21 protein-coding genes are annotated in these 15,260 nt (G+C 59.8%); 17 read left to right on the top strand and 4 right to left on the bottom strand.

The genetic code is table 11. The features are described 5' to 3' along the window. Positions 1-6: 6 nt before the first annotated feature. Complete coding sequence (locus A9971_RS01820) at positions 7-564, bottom strand: hypothetical protein (RefSeq protein ID WP_134532572.1); 558 nt, start codon at positions 562-564, stop codon at positions 7-9. A 116-nt stretch (positions 565-680) separates the two neighbouring features. Here A9971_RS01820 and A9971_RS01815 point away from each other — a divergent pair, with 116 nt between their 5' ends. The 13 genes from A9971_RS01815 (at position 681) to A9971_RS01755 (ending at position 11,762) form a co-directional block, all read left to right on the top strand. Then, positions 681-1,253, top strand: coding sequence for a phage baseplate assembly protein V (locus tag A9971_RS01815; RefSeq protein WP_183000773.1), 573 nt, complete (start codon positions 681-683; stop codon positions 1,251-1,253). After that, a complete protein-coding gene (locus A9971_RS01810; RefSeq protein ID WP_015634854.1) occupies positions 1,250-1,594 on the top strand; it encodes a GPW/gp25 family protein in 345 nt (114 codons plus the stop codon). Before A9971_RS01815 ends, A9971_RS01810 begins: the two co-directional genes overlap by 4 nt. Beyond that, positions 1,591-2,502 (top strand): baseplate J/gp47 family protein, encoded by a 912-nt coding sequence (locus tag A9971_RS01805; RefSeq protein WP_015634853.1) that lies wholly within the window; start codon positions 1,591-1,593, stop codon positions 2,500-2,502. The genes A9971_RS01810 and A9971_RS01805 overlap by 4 nt, the downstream gene beginning before the upstream one ends. Continuing rightward, entirely contained in the window at positions 2,502-3,119 is a 618-nt protein-coding gene (locus tag A9971_RS01800; RefSeq protein WP_183000772.1) for a phage tail protein I, read from the top strand. Before A9971_RS01805 ends, A9971_RS01800 begins: the two co-directional genes overlap by 1 nt. Then, positions 3,116-4,663: a phage tail protein gene (locus A9971_RS01795; protein WP_183000771.1), complete on the top strand. Its 1,548-nt coding sequence runs from the start codon at positions 3,116-3,118 to the stop codon at positions 4,661-4,663. The genes A9971_RS01800 and A9971_RS01795 overlap by 4 nt, the downstream gene beginning before the upstream one ends. Positions 4,664-4,672: 9 nt before the next feature. Next, on the top strand, positions 4,673-5,095 hold the full coding sequence (locus tag A9971_RS01790) for a phage tail assembly chaperone (RefSeq protein WP_183000770.1): 423 nt from the start codon (positions 4,673-4,675) through the stop codon (positions 5,093-5,095). Positions 5,096-5,185: 90 nt separating this feature from the next. Further along, on the top strand, positions 5,186-6,355 hold the full coding sequence (locus A9971_RS01785; protein ID WP_183000769.1) for a phage tail sheath protein: 1,170 nt from the start codon (positions 5,186-5,188) through the stop codon (positions 6,353-6,355). Positions 6,356-6,412: 57 nt separating this feature from the next. Beyond that, a complete protein-coding gene (locus A9971_RS01780; protein WP_183000768.1) occupies positions 6,413-6,928 on the top strand; it encodes a phage major tail tube protein in 516 nt (171 codons plus the stop codon). Between the two features lie 53 nt (positions 6,929-6,981). Beyond that, on the top strand, positions 6,982-7,311 hold the full coding sequence (locus A9971_RS01775) for a phage tail assembly protein (protein ID WP_183000767.1): 330 nt from the start codon (positions 6,982-6,984) through the stop codon (positions 7,309-7,311). Between the two features lie 8 nt (positions 7,312-7,319). Beyond that, the gene (locus A9971_RS01770) at positions 7,320-7,439 is read left to right on the top strand and encodes a GpE family phage tail protein (protein WP_123726300.1); all 120 of its coding nucleotides are present in this window, start codon (positions 7,320-7,322) and stop codon (positions 7,437-7,439) included. Next, positions 7,429-10,050, top strand: a complete 2,622-nt coding sequence (locus tag A9971_RS01765; RefSeq protein WP_183000766.1) for a phage tail tape measure protein — start codon at positions 7,429-7,431, stop codon at positions 10,048-10,050. Before A9971_RS01770 ends, A9971_RS01765 begins: the two co-directional genes overlap by 11 nt. A 6-nt stretch (positions 10,051-10,056) precedes the next feature. Then, positions 10,057-10,497: a phage tail protein gene (locus A9971_RS01760; RefSeq protein ID WP_015634845.1), complete on the top strand. Its 441-nt coding sequence runs from the start codon at positions 10,057-10,059 to the stop codon at positions 10,495-10,497. After that, a complete protein-coding gene (locus A9971_RS01755) occupies positions 10,494-11,762 on the top strand; it encodes a phage late control D family protein (RefSeq protein ID WP_183000765.1) in 1,269 nt (422 codons plus the stop codon). The genes A9971_RS01760 and A9971_RS01755 overlap by 4 nt, the downstream gene beginning before the upstream one ends. 34 nt (positions 11,763-11,796) lie before the next feature. Here A9971_RS01755 and A9971_RS01750 read toward each other — a convergent pair whose 3' ends face one another. From A9971_RS01750 to A9971_RS01740, 3 genes are all read right to left on the bottom strand, one after another. Further along, complete coding sequence (locus tag A9971_RS01750) at positions 11,797-12,240, bottom strand: hypothetical protein (RefSeq protein WP_183000764.1); 444 nt, start codon at positions 12,238-12,240, stop codon at positions 11,797-11,799. A gap of 543 nt (positions 12,241-12,783) precedes the next feature. Next, complete coding sequence (locus tag A9971_RS01745) at positions 12,784-13,296, bottom strand: zinc ribbon domain-containing protein (protein ID WP_183000763.1); 513 nt, start codon at positions 13,294-13,296, stop codon at positions 12,784-12,786. An 86-nt stretch (positions 13,297-13,382) separates the two neighbouring features. Then, positions 13,383-13,730, bottom strand: a complete 348-nt coding sequence (locus A9971_RS01740) for a helix-turn-helix domain-containing protein (RefSeq protein WP_183000762.1) — start codon at positions 13,728-13,730, stop codon at positions 13,383-13,385. Between the two features lie 84 nt (positions 13,731-13,814). On the opposite strand from A9971_RS01740, the gene A9971_RS01735 reads away from it, so the two are divergent. From A9971_RS01735 to A9971_RS01720, 4 genes are read left to right on the top strand one after another with little or no spacing between them, the layout of a single operon-like run. After that, entirely contained in the window at positions 13,815-14,027 is a 213-nt protein-coding gene (locus A9971_RS01735; RefSeq protein ID WP_183000761.1) for a DNA-binding protein, read from the top strand. 29 nt (positions 14,028-14,056) lie between these two features. Continuing rightward, positions 14,057-14,530, top strand: a complete 474-nt coding sequence (locus A9971_RS01730) for a YmfL family putative regulatory protein (protein WP_015634840.1) — start codon at positions 14,057-14,059, stop codon at positions 14,528-14,530. After that, on the top strand, positions 14,527-14,817 hold the full coding sequence (locus A9971_RS01725) for an ogr/Delta-like zinc finger family protein (protein ID WP_015634839.1): 291 nt from the start codon (positions 14,527-14,529) through the stop codon (positions 14,815-14,817). Before A9971_RS01730 ends, A9971_RS01725 begins: the two co-directional genes overlap by 4 nt. Then, positions 14,814-15,185 (top strand): hypothetical protein, encoded by a 372-nt coding sequence (locus tag A9971_RS01720; protein WP_183000760.1) that lies wholly within the window; start codon positions 14,814-14,816, stop codon positions 15,183-15,185. Before A9971_RS01725 ends, A9971_RS01720 begins: the two co-directional genes overlap by 4 nt. Positions 15,186-15,260 lie beyond the last annotated feature (75 nt).

Raw genomic sequence — 15,260 nt, 5'->3', positions numbered from 1 at the left:
TAAAACCTAGACCGATCGAGCCTCGACGGCAATGGCGGCCTTAAACTCTCTAAGCGCAGTCTGAAATTCTTGAATAGCCACACTCATAAGACCCATAACTTCTCGAAGCTTAACCACTTCGTCAGCGACCATATAGGATTCAAACTGAAGATTACCTACTTTACCAAAAGACTCTTGAACAGCTCCAAAGCTATCGACTGCCGTATCACTATATATGGAGATTATCATTCCAATCCTGATTAACGGCGACTCGCCACGTACTTTTCCATCTGAAGAGCTAGGCTCATCCAAGTTAAAACCGCGCATCTTAGAAACAAAATCTTCAAAATCACTTACAGCCTTATCACCCCAAACACCAACAAGAACATAAAGCTCCTCTAAGCGTTCTTTACGAACCTTTTCACTAGATACTCTTTCTTCATGCTCCAATCTCTGAGCAGCTTGTTTAGCGTTTGACCGATTTGTTAACCAAACACCAAAAGTCGTAAGAAGCGAACCAAATATCACACCACCAAGACCGACCCAAGCCTCAGTCGGTGCCTTACCTAATATCTCAAGCAACATAATCACCTCCCTGTTAACCATCAAAACTGCGATTTTAATCGCGTTTCGATTGTACCGGTTCCTCATACAAGGAGCCAAAGCTGCACCCGCACGCACGCGGCGCCACCATCGGCGTCATGAACGATCTAGCCACCCTCGCCCGCCTGATTGAAAACCTTGTCCGCTTCGGCGTTGTCGCCGAAGTCCAGATGAAGCCCCCGCGCGTGCGTGTGAAAACCGGTGAACTGACCACGACCTGGCTGCCATGGCTGACCCTGCGCGCCGGTTCCGACAAGGAGTGGGACCCGCCCACCGCCGGTGAGCAAGTCTTACTGATCAGCCCCTCGGGCCAACTTGGCAACGGCGTGGCTTTAACCGGCCTGTTCAGCGACAACGCCCCGGCCAACGGTGACCGCGCCGGACTCCACCGCCGCAGCTACAGCGACGGCACGGTGATCGAGTACGACAGCGTCGCCCATCACCTGAATGCCACCCTGGCCCCGGGCGGTACCACCAACCTGGTCAGCGAGGGCGGCATCACCATCGTCGGCCCAATCACCCACCAGGGCGACTACACCCAGACCGGCAATCAGACCGTCACCGGCAAGGTCACCGTGTCGCAGGACGTGGTCGCGGCCGGCATCAGCCTGGTCAAGCACCTGCATGGTGGAGTGATGCCGGGCGGAGCCAAGACAGGAGCCCCGGAATGAACCGAGATACCGGCGCAGCGATCAGCACCACCGAACACATCGAACAGTCGTGCAGCGACATCCTCAGCACTCGCCTCGGCACCCGCGTCATGCGCCGGGAGTACGGCAGCCTGTTGCCCGAGCTGGTCGACCACCCGTTCAATGATCTAACCCGTCTGCGGGTCTATGCCGCCACCGTTATGGCGCTGATGCGTTGGGAACACCGCGTCAGCCTGAGTCAGGTGCAGTTCAAGGGTGCGACGCTGCAAGGGCAGTCGGTGTTGGATATTGAATGTCGTCGAGTCGATACCAATGAACCGCTCAACCTGGCCGTCACACTCCAACTGGGGGCCAGCGCATGAACACCTTCGCCGCCATCGATCTCAGCCAGCTGCCACCGCCACAGATCGTCGAGCAGATCGATTACGAGTTGATCCTCGCCGAGCGCAAGGCCTATGCCATTAGCCTGTGGCCGGCCGAGGAGCAGGCCGAGATCGCTGCCCGCCTCAATATGGATTCCGAGCCTATGGCCAAGCTGCTGCAGGAGAACGCCTACCGGGAAATGGTCTGGCGCCAACGGGTGAACGAGGCAGCGCTTGCCAACCTACTGGCGACCGCCAAAGGCACCGACCTGGAGCAGTTGGCCGCCAACTACAACGTCAAGCGTCTGGTAGTTCAGGAGGCCAAGCCGAGCGCCGTACCTCCACTACCTCGAATTATGGAGGGCGACGACAGCCTCCGTGAGCGCGCGCAGATGGCCTGGGAAGGCCTGAGCACGGCCGGCCCTCGCAACAGCTACATCTTCCACGCCCGGGCTGCTGATGGCCGTGTCGCCGACGCCACCGCCGAAAGCCCATCGCCGGCCGTGGCAGTCGTGACGGTGCAGAGCCTGCTGGGCGACGGCACAGCGCCGGCGGACCTGCTCGCCGTGGTCAGCAGCTACCTCAGCGATGACGACCGCCGCCCGGTGGCCGACCGCCTGATCGTCCAGGGCGCGACCATCCTGCGCTACCAGGTCAAGGCCAAGCTCTACCCGCTATCCAGCGGCCCAGAAGCCGAACCCATACTGGCCGCGGCGGAAAAGAGCTTGCAGGCCTATGTGCATCAGCGCCGACGCCTGGGGATGGAGGTCACCGAGTCAGCAGTCCACGCGGCATTGCACGTTGAAGGCATGCGCAAGGTGCTGCTGGACAACTGGGTCGATATCGTCGCCAGCAAAGCCCAGGCGCCCTACTGCACCAACATCGTATTGAGCCGGGGGGATGAGTGATGAGCGCTCAGCCGCTGCTGCCTGGCAACTCCACAGCACTCGAACGCCAGGCCGCTGTGGCCTTGGCGCAGATCCAGCGTGTGCCGATTCCGCTGCGCCAGCTTTGGAACCCCGGCACTTGCCCGGTTGAGCTACTGCCCTATCTCGCCTGGGCCTTCTCTGTCGACCGCTGGGACAGCAATTGGCCTGAGACTGCCAAGCGCTCGGCGATTCGCTCATCCCACTACATCCACTCACGCAAAGGCACCATCGGCGCCCTGCGCCGCGTGGTGGAACCGCTGGGGTACCTGATCGAGGTCCTCGAATGGTGGCAGGCAGTACCGGAAGGTGTGCCGGGAACCTTTGCCATCAAGATCGGCGTGCTCGAAACCGGCATCACCGAGGAGATGTACCAGGAACTAACCTGGCTTGTGGATGACGCCAGGCCCGTGACTCGTCACCTGACCGGCATGGCTATAAGCCTGGAGACCACCGGCCGCATTTTCCTCGGCGCCGGCTTTAGCGATGGCGACGAAATCGACGTCTACCCCCCTACCCAACGCGACATCGAGGTCTGCGGCGTTATCCGCCTGGGCGGCCGTGAACACAACATCGACACCATGGACATCTACCCATGACAGACCAGAACAGCCAATTTTTCGCAATCCTCACTGCCGTAGGTAAGGCCAAGCAGGCCAACGCCGACGCCCTGGGCGTGCCCTGGACCTTCGCCCAGATGGGTGTGGGTGATGCCAACAACACCGAACCGATGCCAAACGAGCAGCAGACCCAACTGATCAACGAACGCCGACGGGCGCCGCTGAATCAGTTGAAGGTTGACCCGAACAACCCCAACATCATCATCGCCGAACAGGTAATTCCTGAAAGCGTCGGCGGCTGGTGGATTCGCGAGATTGGCCTGTACGACACCGCCGGCGACCTGGTGGCCGTTGCCAACTGCGCGCCAAGCTTCAAGCCGTTGCTGTCCCAAGGCTCCGGTCGGACTCAGGTCGTGCGTATGAACCTGATCGTCAGCAACACGGCTAACGTAGAGCTGAAGATCGACCCTAGCGTCGTGCTCGCCACCCGCTCCTACGTCGATGCCAAGGTGCTGGAGGAGATCTACAAGCTCGACAGCAAACAATCGGTACGGGCTGCCACCACCGCCAACATCGCCCTGGCCGGGTTGCAAAGCGTGGACGGGGTGGCATTGGTGGTGGGTGATCGAGTGTTGGTGAAAAACCAGGCCGAAACCAAGGACAATGGCTTGTACAGCGCAGCGGTGGGCGTCTGGACACGCACCGCAGATGCGGACACCAGCGCGAAGGTAACCTCGGCCTTGATTGTGTCCGTGGAACAAGGGAGCACCCTGGCCGACACTCGCTGGCAGTTGATCACCGACGGCACCATCATCGTGGGCACAACGCCCCTGGCCTTTCAAAACGTGACCGAAGGGTTCGCGCCGATCAACTCGCCGATTCTCCTGGGCAATCCGACGGCCCCGACTCCCGCACAGTTCGCCAACAACAAGGCGCTGGCTACGGCAGAGTTCGTACAGCGGGCCATCGGCGGATTCGGCCGGGCTTTCAGCTACGGCACGGCGGGGCAGGTTATTCAGCCATCGCAGGTCAATGCTCATATCAACGTGTTCGGGACCTGCAACACGTTGACCCTGCCTCTGCTAAGTAGCGTGCCGGTGGGGTCCGTAATCAACATTGGTGCATCGTCTTTGTCGTGTTCGATTCTGCGCCAGGGCACTGACACTATTTTTCTGAACAGTGCGCTTGCGCCAGCATCCAGCATCACCGTGAACGATGGCGAGTCCGTATCGCTGGTAAGCAATGGGACGCAATGGATCGCCTCGGGTGTGGCGATGCTCAAGTATGCCGCGAGCTTTGCTGCGTCGTTAGCACCAGCCGGTTATCAGAGACTGCCGGGGGGCTTAATTTTGCAATGGGGGAGTGCTGTGTCGGCCGGAGGAGCAACGGGTAACTGGAATGCTCTCTTTTACATTGCGTTCCCGAATGCGTGCCACAGCGCTGCAATACTAGGCAACGGAGGGTCGACAGTGTTTTCCCTGGTAAGCAAGGGCACAAACGGAATTAAAGCCACGGCAATGGTTAGTACTACAGGGGTGCCGAATGCCGATCTTGGCGGTTTTTTCATCGCCCTAGGAAATTGAGGAGGGTCTATGTTCAGTTCGAAATCCACTCGCAGCTTCTACGATCCCACTGTTCACATTTCTATGCCGAAGGATGTCGTCGAAATCGCCGCTGAAAGGCATGCTGAGTTAATGACAGGTCAGGCCGCAGGCAAGGTCATTGATTGGGGCAAGGACGGCTTCCCGGTGCTTATCGACCCACCGCCACCGAGCGCGGAGGACCTTGCAGCCGTTGAACGGGCATGGAGGGATCAGCACCTCACAGCGACAGATGGTGTGGTTACCCGGCACCGTGACGAGCTGGAAGATGGTACCGCGACCACTCTCACCGCCGAGCAGTACGCCCAATTGCAGGCCTACCGCCGGGCGCTACGGGCCTGGCCGGAGTCAGGCGGGTTCCCGCTGAGCGAACACCGCCCGCTAGCACCAGCCTGGCTGCCCGAACACCTGTAGCCCCCTCCCCTACAAACCTGCGCGCTCGCCGATCCGACGCGCGCGCGGCAGCCTGTGCACTGTCACCCCATTACTGCGCAGGCAAAACCCATGGCCGATTTTCTTCACGGCGTGCGGGTCCTCGAACTCAACGACGGCACCCGCCCCATTCGCACCATCCCCACAGCTGTTATCGGCCTGGTCTGCACTGCCGACGACGCTGATCCGCTGGCATTCCCGCTCGACACCCCGGTCCTGCTGACCAACGTTCAGACCGCAGTCGGCAAAGCCGGCACCAAAGGCACCCTGGGCGCCAACCTGCAGACCATTGCCGACCAGACCAAGCCTTACGTCATCGTGGTACGGGTCAAGGAAGGCGAAACCGAAGCCGCGACCACCAGCGCCCTGATCGGTACCACCACCGCCGATGGCAAATACACCGGCATGAAAGCCCTGCTCGCCGCCAAAGCCCGTGTCGGCCTGGTGCCACGCATCCTCGGCGTACCAGGCCTCGACAGCCTGCCGGTGGCGACGGCACTGGTCTCGATCGGCCAGCAGTTGCGGGCCTTCTGCTACGTCAGCGCCCGGGACAGCAAGACCAAGGAAGAGGCCGTCGCCTATCGCGAGAACTTCGGCGCCCGCGAAGTCATGGTGATCTGGCCGGACTTCGAACACTGGGACACCACCGCCAATGCGACCACCAAAGCTTCCGCCGTCGCCCGCGCCCTGGGCCTGCGGGCGAAGATCGACCAGGAGGTCGGCTGGCACAAGACCCTGTCCAACGTCGCGGTCAACGGGGTCACCGGCATCAGCGCCGACGTGTTCTGGGACCTGCAGAACCCGGCCACCGACGCCAACTACCTCAACTCCAACGAGGTCACCACCTTGATCAACGAGGGCGGGTTCCGCTTCTGGGGCAGCCGGACTTGCAGCGACGATCCGCTGTTCGCCTTCGAGAACTACACCCGTACCGCGCAGATCCTCGCCGACACCATGGCCGAGGCGCACATGTGGGCCGTAGACAAGCCCATGACCCCGACCCTGGTGAAAGACATCATCAACGGCATCAACGCCAAGTTCCGCGAGCTGATCTCGGCCGGGTACCTGATCGGTGGCAACTGCTGGTACCAGGAAGACGCCAACGACAAGGACACCCTCAAGGCCGGCAAGTTGTTCATCGACTACGACTACACGCCGGTTCCACCGCTGGAAGACCTCACCCTGCGGCAGCGGATCACCGACCGCTACCTGATGGACTTCGCCAGCAAGATCAACAGCTAACCAGGGGCTCCCCCGCGAAGGGAGTCACCCCGTGCTAGGACACCGGAGAACACCACCATGGCCATGCCTCGCAAACTGAAAAACCTCAACCTGTTCAACGACGGCAACAGCTACCTGGGTGTGGTCAAGTCGGTCACCCTGCCGCCCCTCGGCCGCAAGATGGAAGCCTACCGGGGCGGCGGCATGAACGGCTCGGTCAAGGCAGACCTGGGCTTCTCCGATGACGGCATCCAGTTCGAATGGAAAACCGGCGGCCTCGACCTCATCGCCCTGCGCCAGTTCGGCTCGGTGAATGCCTCCGGGATCATGTTGCGCTTCTCCGGCGCCTTTCAGCAGGACGACACCGGCGAAGTCAGTACCGTCGAGGTGGTGGTACGCGGCCGGCACGAAACCATCGAGATGGGCGACGGCTCCCCCGGCGAAGACACCGAGCACAGCATCACCACCACCTGCAGCTACTACAAGCTGACCGTGGACAACGAAGACATCATCGAAATCGACCTGCTCAACTTCATCGAGAAGGTCAACGGCGTCGACATGCTGGAGAAACAGCGCAACGCCCTCGGCATCTGATCCCCTGCCACTCTCAGTCCGAGAGCGGATAACACTGCAACCTGGAGCACTCAATGAACACCGACGACAACACCCAAGCCCCTGCCGAAGTCGAAGACAACACCGTGGTCCTCGACACCCCGATCCCCCGGGGCAAGACCACCATCGACAAGATCACCCTGCGCAAACCCCAAGCTGGCGAGTTGCGCGGCGTGCACCTGGTCGAACTGCTGAACATGGACGTTGCCACCCTGATCAAGATCCTGCCTCGCATCAGCAGCCCAGGCATCACCGCCCCGGAGGCCGCGGCCATGGACCCTGCCGACCTGCTGGCCTGCGGTAGCAAGATCTCCGGTTTTTTGTTGCAGAAGTCGGTGAAGACGGAAGTATCCCTCGTTGCGTAGAGGACGCCATGGCCGATCTGGCCATAGTTTTTCACTGGGCGCCGGCTGACATGGACCAGTTGGGCCTGCAGGAACTGATGGACTGGCGCGAGCGCGCCAGGGTGCGGAGCTCCACCGATGGCGAATGACCTCAAACTTCAGGTGCTACTGAACGCCATCGACAGGGCTACCGGCCCCCTGAAGTCAATCAACAAGAGCAGCATCGGTGCTGCCCGGGCATTGAAGGATGCCCGGGACAACCTCAAGCAGCTCAACGCGCAGCAGAAAGACATCAGCGCCTGGCGCACTCAGCGCGCCGCCGCCGAGCAAACCGAGCAAGCTCTCGGCGCCGCCCGTGATCGCGTGCGAGCGCTCAGTCAGCAGTTCGCCGCCACCGGTGCGCCGACCCAGGCCATGACTCGGAACATGCGTTCAGCGATTCGCGAGGCCCAGCGGCTCAAGCAACAGCACCAGCAACAGGGCGAGCAGCTCCAGGGCCTGCGCACGAAGCTCTACGACGCAGGCATCAGCACGCGCAATCTCGGGCAAGCCGAGCGTGACCTACGCAGCAAAATCACCCAGACCAACCAGACCATAGGGCAGCAAGAAGCCAAACTCAGGCGTCTGGCCGGACAGCAACGACAGCTCGCCAACGCGAAGAGAAGTTACGAGAAGGCTCAGAGCGTATCCGGGGGCATGGCTGCAAGCGGAGCCGCGGGGCTTGGCGCCGGCTACGCCCTGAGCCGGCCGCTGAAGGCGGCAGTAGATGCCTTTGCCCCCGCAGAGAACGCCGCGACCCAGCTGAAGGTATCGATGATGGCGCCGGACGGCTCCATTGCTGCCGAGTTCGAAAAAATGACGACCCTGGCCACGCAGCTCGGTGACCGCCTGCCCGGCACCACTGCCGACTTCCAGGAAATGATGACGATGCTCCGCCGCCAGGGGCTTACTGCCACCAACATCCTCGGCGGTACCGGCGAGGCCGCTGCGTACCTGGGCGTTCAGTTGCAGATGCCGGTGACCGCCGCCGCAGAGTTCGCGGCGAAAATGCAGGATGCCACCCGGACCACCGAAGGCGACATGATGGCGCTGATGGACACCATCCAGCGCACCTATTACCTGGGCGTCGACAGCGGCAACATGCTGCAGGGTTTCAGCAAGATCTCCCCGGTGATGGATATCATCAAGAAACAGGGCCTGGAAGCGAGTAAGGTGCTCACTCCCCTGCTGGTGATGATGGATCAGGCCGGTATGGAAGGCGGCGCGGCGGGTAACGCCTACCGGAAGATTTTCCAGGGCGCGATGGCCAACGCAAAAATCCAGAAGTCACTGGATGACCTGAAGGCCGAACGCGGGATCTCGCTGAAGCTCGACTTCACCGACGGCAAAGGCGAATTCGGCGGCATCGAGAAGATGTATGCCCAGTTGGAGAAGCTCAAGGGCTTGAACACCGAGGTTCGCCTCGACCTGATCAAAAGCATGTTCGGCGACGACAGCGAGACCCTGACTACCCTCAACACCATGATGGCCAAGGGCATTGCCGGCTATCGCGAAGTCGAGGGCAAGATGCAGACCCAGGCCGACCTGCGGACCCGGGTGAACGTGCAGCTGTCGACGCTGGCGAACGTTCTGGAAGCCGCCGAGGGCAGTTGGACCAACGCAATGGCCGACGTCGGCAACGTGATGGCCCCAGAGCTGAAGGAACTCATCCAGTCGTTGGGAGAGGTTGCGAACCGTGTGGGCGCCTGGGTAAAGGCCAACCCCGAGTTGACCCGCCAGATCGCCAAGACCGTCGCCGGTATCGCCATACTGATGACCATCATGGGCGGCCTCAGCATCGGCCTGGCAAGCATGATTGGTCCCTTCGCGATGGTGCGCTACGCACTGACCTTGTTCGGCATCAAGGGCAGTGGCGCCCTCGGCCTGATTGGCCAGGGAGTCCGCGTGCTGGCTATGGCCCTGGGCGGCCCGCTGATCGCTGCTCTGCGCACAGTCAGCATCGCTATGTGGGGGCTCGCGGCCAATCCGGTAGTACTGGCAATCGCTGCCGTCGTGGCAGTCCTCGCCGGTGCCGCCTACCTGATCTACAAGAACTGGGACGCGGTGAAGGCCTATGTCATCAGCCTCTGGAACGAGATCAAAGCCGGGTTCTCTGGTGGCATTGGCGGCATCTTGACCGTCCTGGCCAACTTCAGCCCCATCGGGATCATCTACCGGGCATTCGCCGAGGTCCTGAACTACCTTGGCCTCGATCTCCCGACCAAGTTCACCGAGTTCGGCAACATGATCGTCAATGGCCTGGTGAATGGCCTCCTCGCCGGCATGGGCAAGGTGAAAGAGACCATCAGCGCGATCGGCGATTCAACCATTGGTTGGTTCAAGGAAAAGCTCGACATCCACAGCCCATCACGGGTGTTTGCCGAACTCGGCGGTTTCACCATGGAAGGGCTGACACAAGGGCTGCAGGCCGGCCAGAAAGGCCCGTTGAACGCGGTGAACAACCTCGGCCAGCAACTCACCACGGCGGGCAGCATGGGCCTGGGCGTTGCTGCCATGCCCGGCCTCTCGGTCGATACCCGCGCTCCCATCAGTCCAGCCGCTGCGACCGCCTACGACAGCCACGACAACTACGAAATCAACATCCACCCCACGCCTGGCATGGATGCCTTGGCAATCGGCCGCGCCGTGCGGGCAGAACTTGCGCGCATTGAAAGCGAAAAAGGCGCCCGCAAGCGCAGCCAACTGTCCGACCTGGAGTAAATCGCCATGATGATGGCCTTGGGCATGTTCGTCTTCAGCCTTTCCACAGCCGCCTACCAGGAGCTGCAACGACAGACCGAGTGGCGGCACGTCAGCAATACCCGCATCGGTGCCGCTCCAGCCAGGCAGTTTGTGGGCCGAGGCGATGACTCGATCACCTTACCTGGCGTCATCCTCCCCGAGTTGGCCGGATCTGTGCTGAGCCTCGACACCCTGCGGCTGATGGCGAACACCGGCAAGGCCTGGCCCATGGTCGAAGGCAGCGGCCGGATCTACGGTTTGTGGGTGATCGAGAGCCTGAGCGAGACCAAGACGGTGTTTTTCCGTGATGGCACACCCCGGCGTCTGGAGTTCACCCTCAACCTCAAGCGCATCGATGACGACCGGATAGATCTGATCGGCGCCGCCGGCAGCACTGGCGTAAGTATCTTGAGGATGCTGCTGTGATTGATGCCGCCCTCGTCCGTGTTACGGGCTTTATCGAAGACGCTGCCGACCGGTACCGCCGCGACGCCGCCTATGCTGTCCCGGCCTTCCGCATCACCGTAGACGGCAACGATATCGCCCAACTCATCAGCCCACGCCTGATGAGCCTGCAACTGACCGACAACCGCGGCATTGAAGCCGATCAGCTCAGCATCACCCTGAGCGATCACGACGGGCTGCTGGCCATTCCGCCGAAGGGTGCCGTGGTCAGGCTATGGCTGGGCTGGAGTGATACTGGCCTGGTGGACAAAGGCACCTACACCGTCGACGAGACCGAGCACAGCGGCGCTCCGGACGTGCTCAGCATCCGGGCGCGCTCGGCCGATCTGCGCAAAGGGCTGAAAACAAAGCGCGAGCGGAGCTGGAGCAACACCACCCTCGGCGATGTCCTGGGCGATATCGCCATCGGCAACGGCCTGACTGCTAGCATCGCCGGCGCCCTGGACGGCCTGCCCATCCTGCAGCTGGACCAGGCCAACGAATCAGACGCCAACCTGATCAGCCGAGTCGGTGAAGAGTTCGACGCCGTGGTCACCGTCAAGGCTGGCTGCCTGCTGTGCATTCCGGCCGGTGGCGGCAAGACCGCCAGCGGCATGGAGCTCCCGCACATCACTCTCACCCGTGCCGACGGTGACCAGCACCGCTATCTGCAGGCCGACCGCGACAGCTACGACGGCGTGCGTGCCTACTTCTACGACGTGAACAGTGCCAAGAAACAAGAGGCGATCGCCGGCGGCGGCGACAACCTCAAGGACATGCGTCACACCTTCAGCGACCGCCAGTCAGCACTGCGAGCCGCCCGGGCCGAATTCAACCGCCTGCAGCGTGGCAGCGCCACCCTGAGCTACACCCTGGCCGTGGGCCGGCCGGATCTGATCCCCGAACTGACCTATACCCTGGAAGGCGTGAAGCCCGAGATCGATGCGATTATCTGGTACGGCGGCAACGTGCAGCACAGCCTCAGCGCCGACAGCGGCTACACCGTCAGCCTGGAGCTGGAAAGCAAGTTGCCCGAAGACACCGTAGAAGGGTTGGCAGAGGAGAACAAAGGGGATTACACGGGGATCATCGCCTACTACCGTGACAAGAAAACTGGAAAGGAAAAGACGGTCACGGCAGGGAATCAGAGTAAGCCGCGACGGTTACGGTGGTTGTATGCCACAGAGAAAACGGCGAAAAGGGCGGTAGATCGGGAATGGAAACGAATGCAAGTAGAAAATGCATAAGCCCGGCATAGAACCGGGCTTACGCTTCAGGCGGTTATGAAAGATCTTTGTCCTTTTCTCTCTCTCGCTCTTTCAGCTTTTCCTGCTCTTTCTTCTGAAACTGATCTTGGCGATGCTGCTGCTTTGCCTTGAAAGCAGCATCGGCAATGTCTCTAAGGTTTTTGTCAGCAACACCCATCATTGCCAAGCCAATCATGCAAACCACCACTTCACCAAAAAACCAGAGATTGTGAAGATGCAAAGGCTCATAGAAATACGGGCGAGCGGCAATACTCCAGATCGTGCCCAGAATCGGAAACTGAGTTTCCCTGTAGATGGAGTATAAAAAGCTCTTGAAGCGCTCCCACCCATGGATATCGGCATAGTCGTAAAGCGAGAGCACAACCGAGGCCAGGATGAATACAGAACTCACAATCACGATGATCAGTCCGATACGCCACAAGCGCTTTGCAGATTTTATTTCGTTTTCAACGATCACAGATCCTTCCTATTCCATGTGTTCTGATTATGGAGACTTGATTTTTAGAAGCACCTGAGCAGCATAAGTACTCAGAACTCCTCTTTGACGAATGCTTCACCGAGACTCCCCTTACAGTCAGGTTGTCGACTTACGCTTCATATTCTTAAAGGAGAACGGGGAGTCCGGTGAAAGCCACAGCGTAATGCCGCAGCTTCCTTGCTCGGAACCTTACTTCGACGACTGTATGAACGCCTCCATGATCCTCTGCACGTCTTGCCGCTGCTGGTCATCCAGCTTTGCAAGGAGCTGCAAAAAGAGGTGCTCCAAAGGGGTAAGGTTTACCATAGTGCGTACTCCATTTCCTTGTGAAGGGCGCAGTGGTTTGCACCACCTGATTCGCCCGGGAGTCACCCATCCTCAGCACATCTTTCTGTGCCACCAGCCTCTTTATGAAAAATCTTGAGACCGGTTTGAATGAGATCGCCGCACAGACGACCGCCCCTGCTAAATCACACCACTTCGGAAATGTAAGTACTATTTACTCCTTCAAGGACCGCCCTTTCAGAGCTGCCCTGGCTCAGCACGTACGGCCAGCACTTGATTACCCATGGGGTTGAAGTCGCATTCGTAGATGTGTTTTTGATAGGCGCCGAAGCCATTCTGAAATTCGATCTTGTCTCCAATGAACGTCAGGGTCCCCTTCTCCTTGTCCAGCCAGCGGAAGTGGCTCATTTTTGGCTCAAAGGTGCCATCGGTCCAACGTGCGGAGTACTGCCCCAGGCGCGAGATGGGGTCCTTGCAATAGACACCGGCTGCGACGGTATATTTGTCGCCCATACACTGGAGGTCCTTTCGGCATGCGGCCTCATCGACTTTCGCAGTTTTCTCTTCGGCTTTGTCTTTGCTGCCGCCTGAGCACATCGAAAAGCCCACGGCAACGATGATGCCAAGAATGACCAAGCCACCAAAGGTTTGTGATGTAGTGACGCCAGGATTTGCTACACCGCAGTTTGGGCAGGTTTTCGCGGAGGTATCAACTTGGTGCTTGCAAGACTTGCAGGGCTTCAACGCCATTCGTACCGCTCCTTTCAAATCCATGAAATAGCCGGCCATAGTAGCCGGCGTGTTGCATCCACTCACCTGAACAGTGATTGACCAGGTCAGTCGGTATCCTTTTTCCCATCAATGCTCGCGGCTTTCGCAAAGGCCGAAACCATGCGCAACAAGACTTCACGATCCAGGTCAGTGACGTGCTGATAGAACTCAAGAAATTTGGCCGCATCAGCACCGATGCTTTCGACCGTCATGGACTTGCGCTCACCGGTCACTACATACAACACATCAACGCCCTGCTCAGCCACCGCCGCAAGGTACGTCGCGTCCGGGCTACGTTCGCCTTTCTCATAGTTGTACTGGCTGTTTTTCGAGGCACCAGCCTTTGCCGCAAATTCGGTCTGGTTTAAGCCCAGCCGCTCGCGCTCTTCTTTTAGGCGATCACCAATTCCCACAAATGTCTCCACAGCGAATTGACATTCCCACATTCATGGGAAATACTTCGCCTGTCATCACACGAAATCACACGAAACGAGACTATGCCGAACGGATACCCCACGGAGCAAGCGTGCATGGAAGCCCGCGAGAGGCTCGCGCATCAAGGTCTGTCAGCCAAGGACTGGGCCGATCAGCACAACCTCACCCCATCCACGGTGTATGCCGTGTTGAATGGACAGAAGAAATGCCTGCGCGGAGAGTCTCACCGCGCCGCGGTACTACTCGGAATCAAAGACGGCGTCGTCACAAACTAGGCCCGTTGGCTCAGGGAGAAAACCAGAAGATGAAACGCCCGGTTCTAGTAACCAAACGGCAGGTGATGAGCGCGGTGATCTGCGATTACCCAGGTGGTCGTGAGTGCGCAGCCGCACGTCTCGGTTACGAACTCAAGAAATTCGACAACCACGTTTACGAGAATGCCGGCAGCCGACCGCTCAGCGATGAACAGATCCACCTGCTGGAACAGGACTCCCGCACTACTCATTTACCCGAGTACATCGCCAGCCTCTACGGTGGAATGTTTGTGCCCCTGGCCAACCCCGAAACCCTGGACAACGTCGATCTCTACAGCCGCTCGGTGAATGCCGCCGCCAAGCGCGGCTATGTCGACCAGATCATCGCCAAGGCCCTGAACGACGGTGTTATAGAGCCTGGAGAAGCGGAGGCCATCCTCGCCGCACATCACCGTTACATGTCGGCACGACACTCTGAGGTGCTGGCCACGATCCTACTGCACAGCAAGGAGCGCCAGCATTGAGCACCTACAAACTGGTCTGCCCCCACTGCCTCAGCCGCATGCGCATCCGTACCAGCGAGGGCACCCACATTTTTCTGCGGGTGGCCTACCTGCAGTGCACCAACGAGGCTTGTGGCTGGTCAGTACGCGCTGAATTCGAGATGACCCACGAGATGAGCCCAAGCGGCATGGCTAACCCATCCGTGCGCCTTCCGGTCGCCGACATCGCCTTACGCCGTGCGGCAATGAAGACCGCCAACGATCAACCCGATCTGCTCGACCAAATGGAAATGGAGTGTGCGCCATGAATCACGAACACCTGCCCCATGACTACCGCAGCAGCATGCAGCGTGCGGCATTTGCCTATCTGCAACGACATGAAGCGCAGTACTTGGTGGATTCCGACAGGCTGTACGACAACTGCGTCCGACACCTGACGACTGCCCTGGAAGTGCCGGTGTTCATGGCTGAACAGCTGGTGCACAACGCCTGGACCGAGCTACAGGTGATCCAGCAGCGCAAATGGATTGGTGTCGATTGGGGCTCCAGTCCTGGCTGCAAGGTCGTGCATCTGATCGATACCCGAGCCGATCTGCGCTACCCAGTTCCGGCAAGGCTTCTGCCACAGACTCTGCTCACCCAGCGCGCCTCTGCGCACAAGCCGCACCCTCGATAACACCCTTTTAAAACACCCTGCCCTGCCCCGCTTCCCGTGGGTTTGGGTGAGCTTTGCCCGAAATCTGAGGTGAAC

Source organism: Pseudomonas sp. UME65 (genome assembly GCF_014170225.1).
Lineage (GTDB): Bacteria > Pseudomonadota > Gammaproteobacteria > Pseudomonadales > Pseudomonadaceae > Aquipseudomonas > Aquipseudomonas protegens.
Note: the sequence above shows the minus strand (reverse complement) of the source record. Positions and strands in the feature narration are given on the sequence as shown.

Coding starts and splice junctions, on each gene's coding strand:
- A9971_RS01820 (WP_134532572.1), bottom strand. CDS start 564: ATGTTGCTTGAGATATTAGGTAAGGCACCGACTGAGGCTTGGGTCGGT.
- A9971_RS01815 (WP_183000773.1), top strand. CDS start 681: ATGAACGATCTAGCCACCCTCGCCCGCCTGATTGAAAACCTTGTCCGC.
- A9971_RS01810 (WP_015634854.1), top strand. CDS start 1,250: ATGAACCGAGATACCGGCGCAGCGATCAGCACCACCGAACACATCGAA.
- A9971_RS01805 (WP_015634853.1), top strand. CDS start 1,591: ATGAACACCTTCGCCGCCATCGATCTCAGCCAGCTGCCACCGCCACAG.
- A9971_RS01800 (WP_183000772.1), top strand. CDS start 2,502: ATGAGCGCTCAGCCGCTGCTGCCTGGCAACTCCACAGCACTCGAACGC.
- A9971_RS01795 (WP_183000771.1), top strand. CDS start 3,116: ATGACAGACCAGAACAGCCAATTTTTCGCAATCCTCACTGCCGTAGGT.
- A9971_RS01790 (WP_183000770.1), top strand. CDS start 4,673: ATGTTCAGTTCGAAATCCACTCGCAGCTTCTACGATCCCACTGTTCAC.
- A9971_RS01785 (WP_183000769.1), top strand. CDS start 5,186: ATGGCCGATTTTCTTCACGGCGTGCGGGTCCTCGAACTCAACGACGGC.
- A9971_RS01780 (WP_183000768.1), top strand. CDS start 6,413: ATGGCCATGCCTCGCAAACTGAAAAACCTCAACCTGTTCAACGACGGC.
- A9971_RS01775 (WP_183000767.1), top strand. CDS start 6,982: ATGAACACCGACGACAACACCCAAGCCCCTGCCGAAGTCGAAGACAAC.
- A9971_RS01770 (WP_123726300.1), top strand. CDS start 7,320: ATGGCCGATCTGGCCATAGTTTTTCACTGGGCGCCGGCTGACATGGAC.
- A9971_RS01765 (WP_183000766.1), top strand. CDS start 7,429: ATGGCGAATGACCTCAAACTTCAGGTGCTACTGAACGCCATCGACAGG.
- A9971_RS01760 (WP_015634845.1), top strand. CDS start 10,057: ATGATGATGGCCTTGGGCATGTTCGTCTTCAGCCTTTCCACAGCCGCC.
- A9971_RS01745 (WP_183000763.1), bottom strand. CDS start 13,296: ATGGCGTTGAAGCCCTGCAAGTCTTGCAAGCACCAAGTTGATACCTCC.
- A9971_RS01735 (WP_183000761.1), top strand. CDS start 13,815: ATGCCGAACGGATACCCCACGGAGCAAGCGTGCATGGAAGCCCGCGAG.
- A9971_RS01730 (WP_015634840.1), top strand. CDS start 14,057: ATGAAACGCCCGGTTCTAGTAACCAAACGGCAGGTGATGAGCGCGGTG.
- A9971_RS01720 (WP_183000760.1), top strand. CDS start 14,814: ATGAATCACGAACACCTGCCCCATGACTACCGCAGCAGCATGCAGCGT.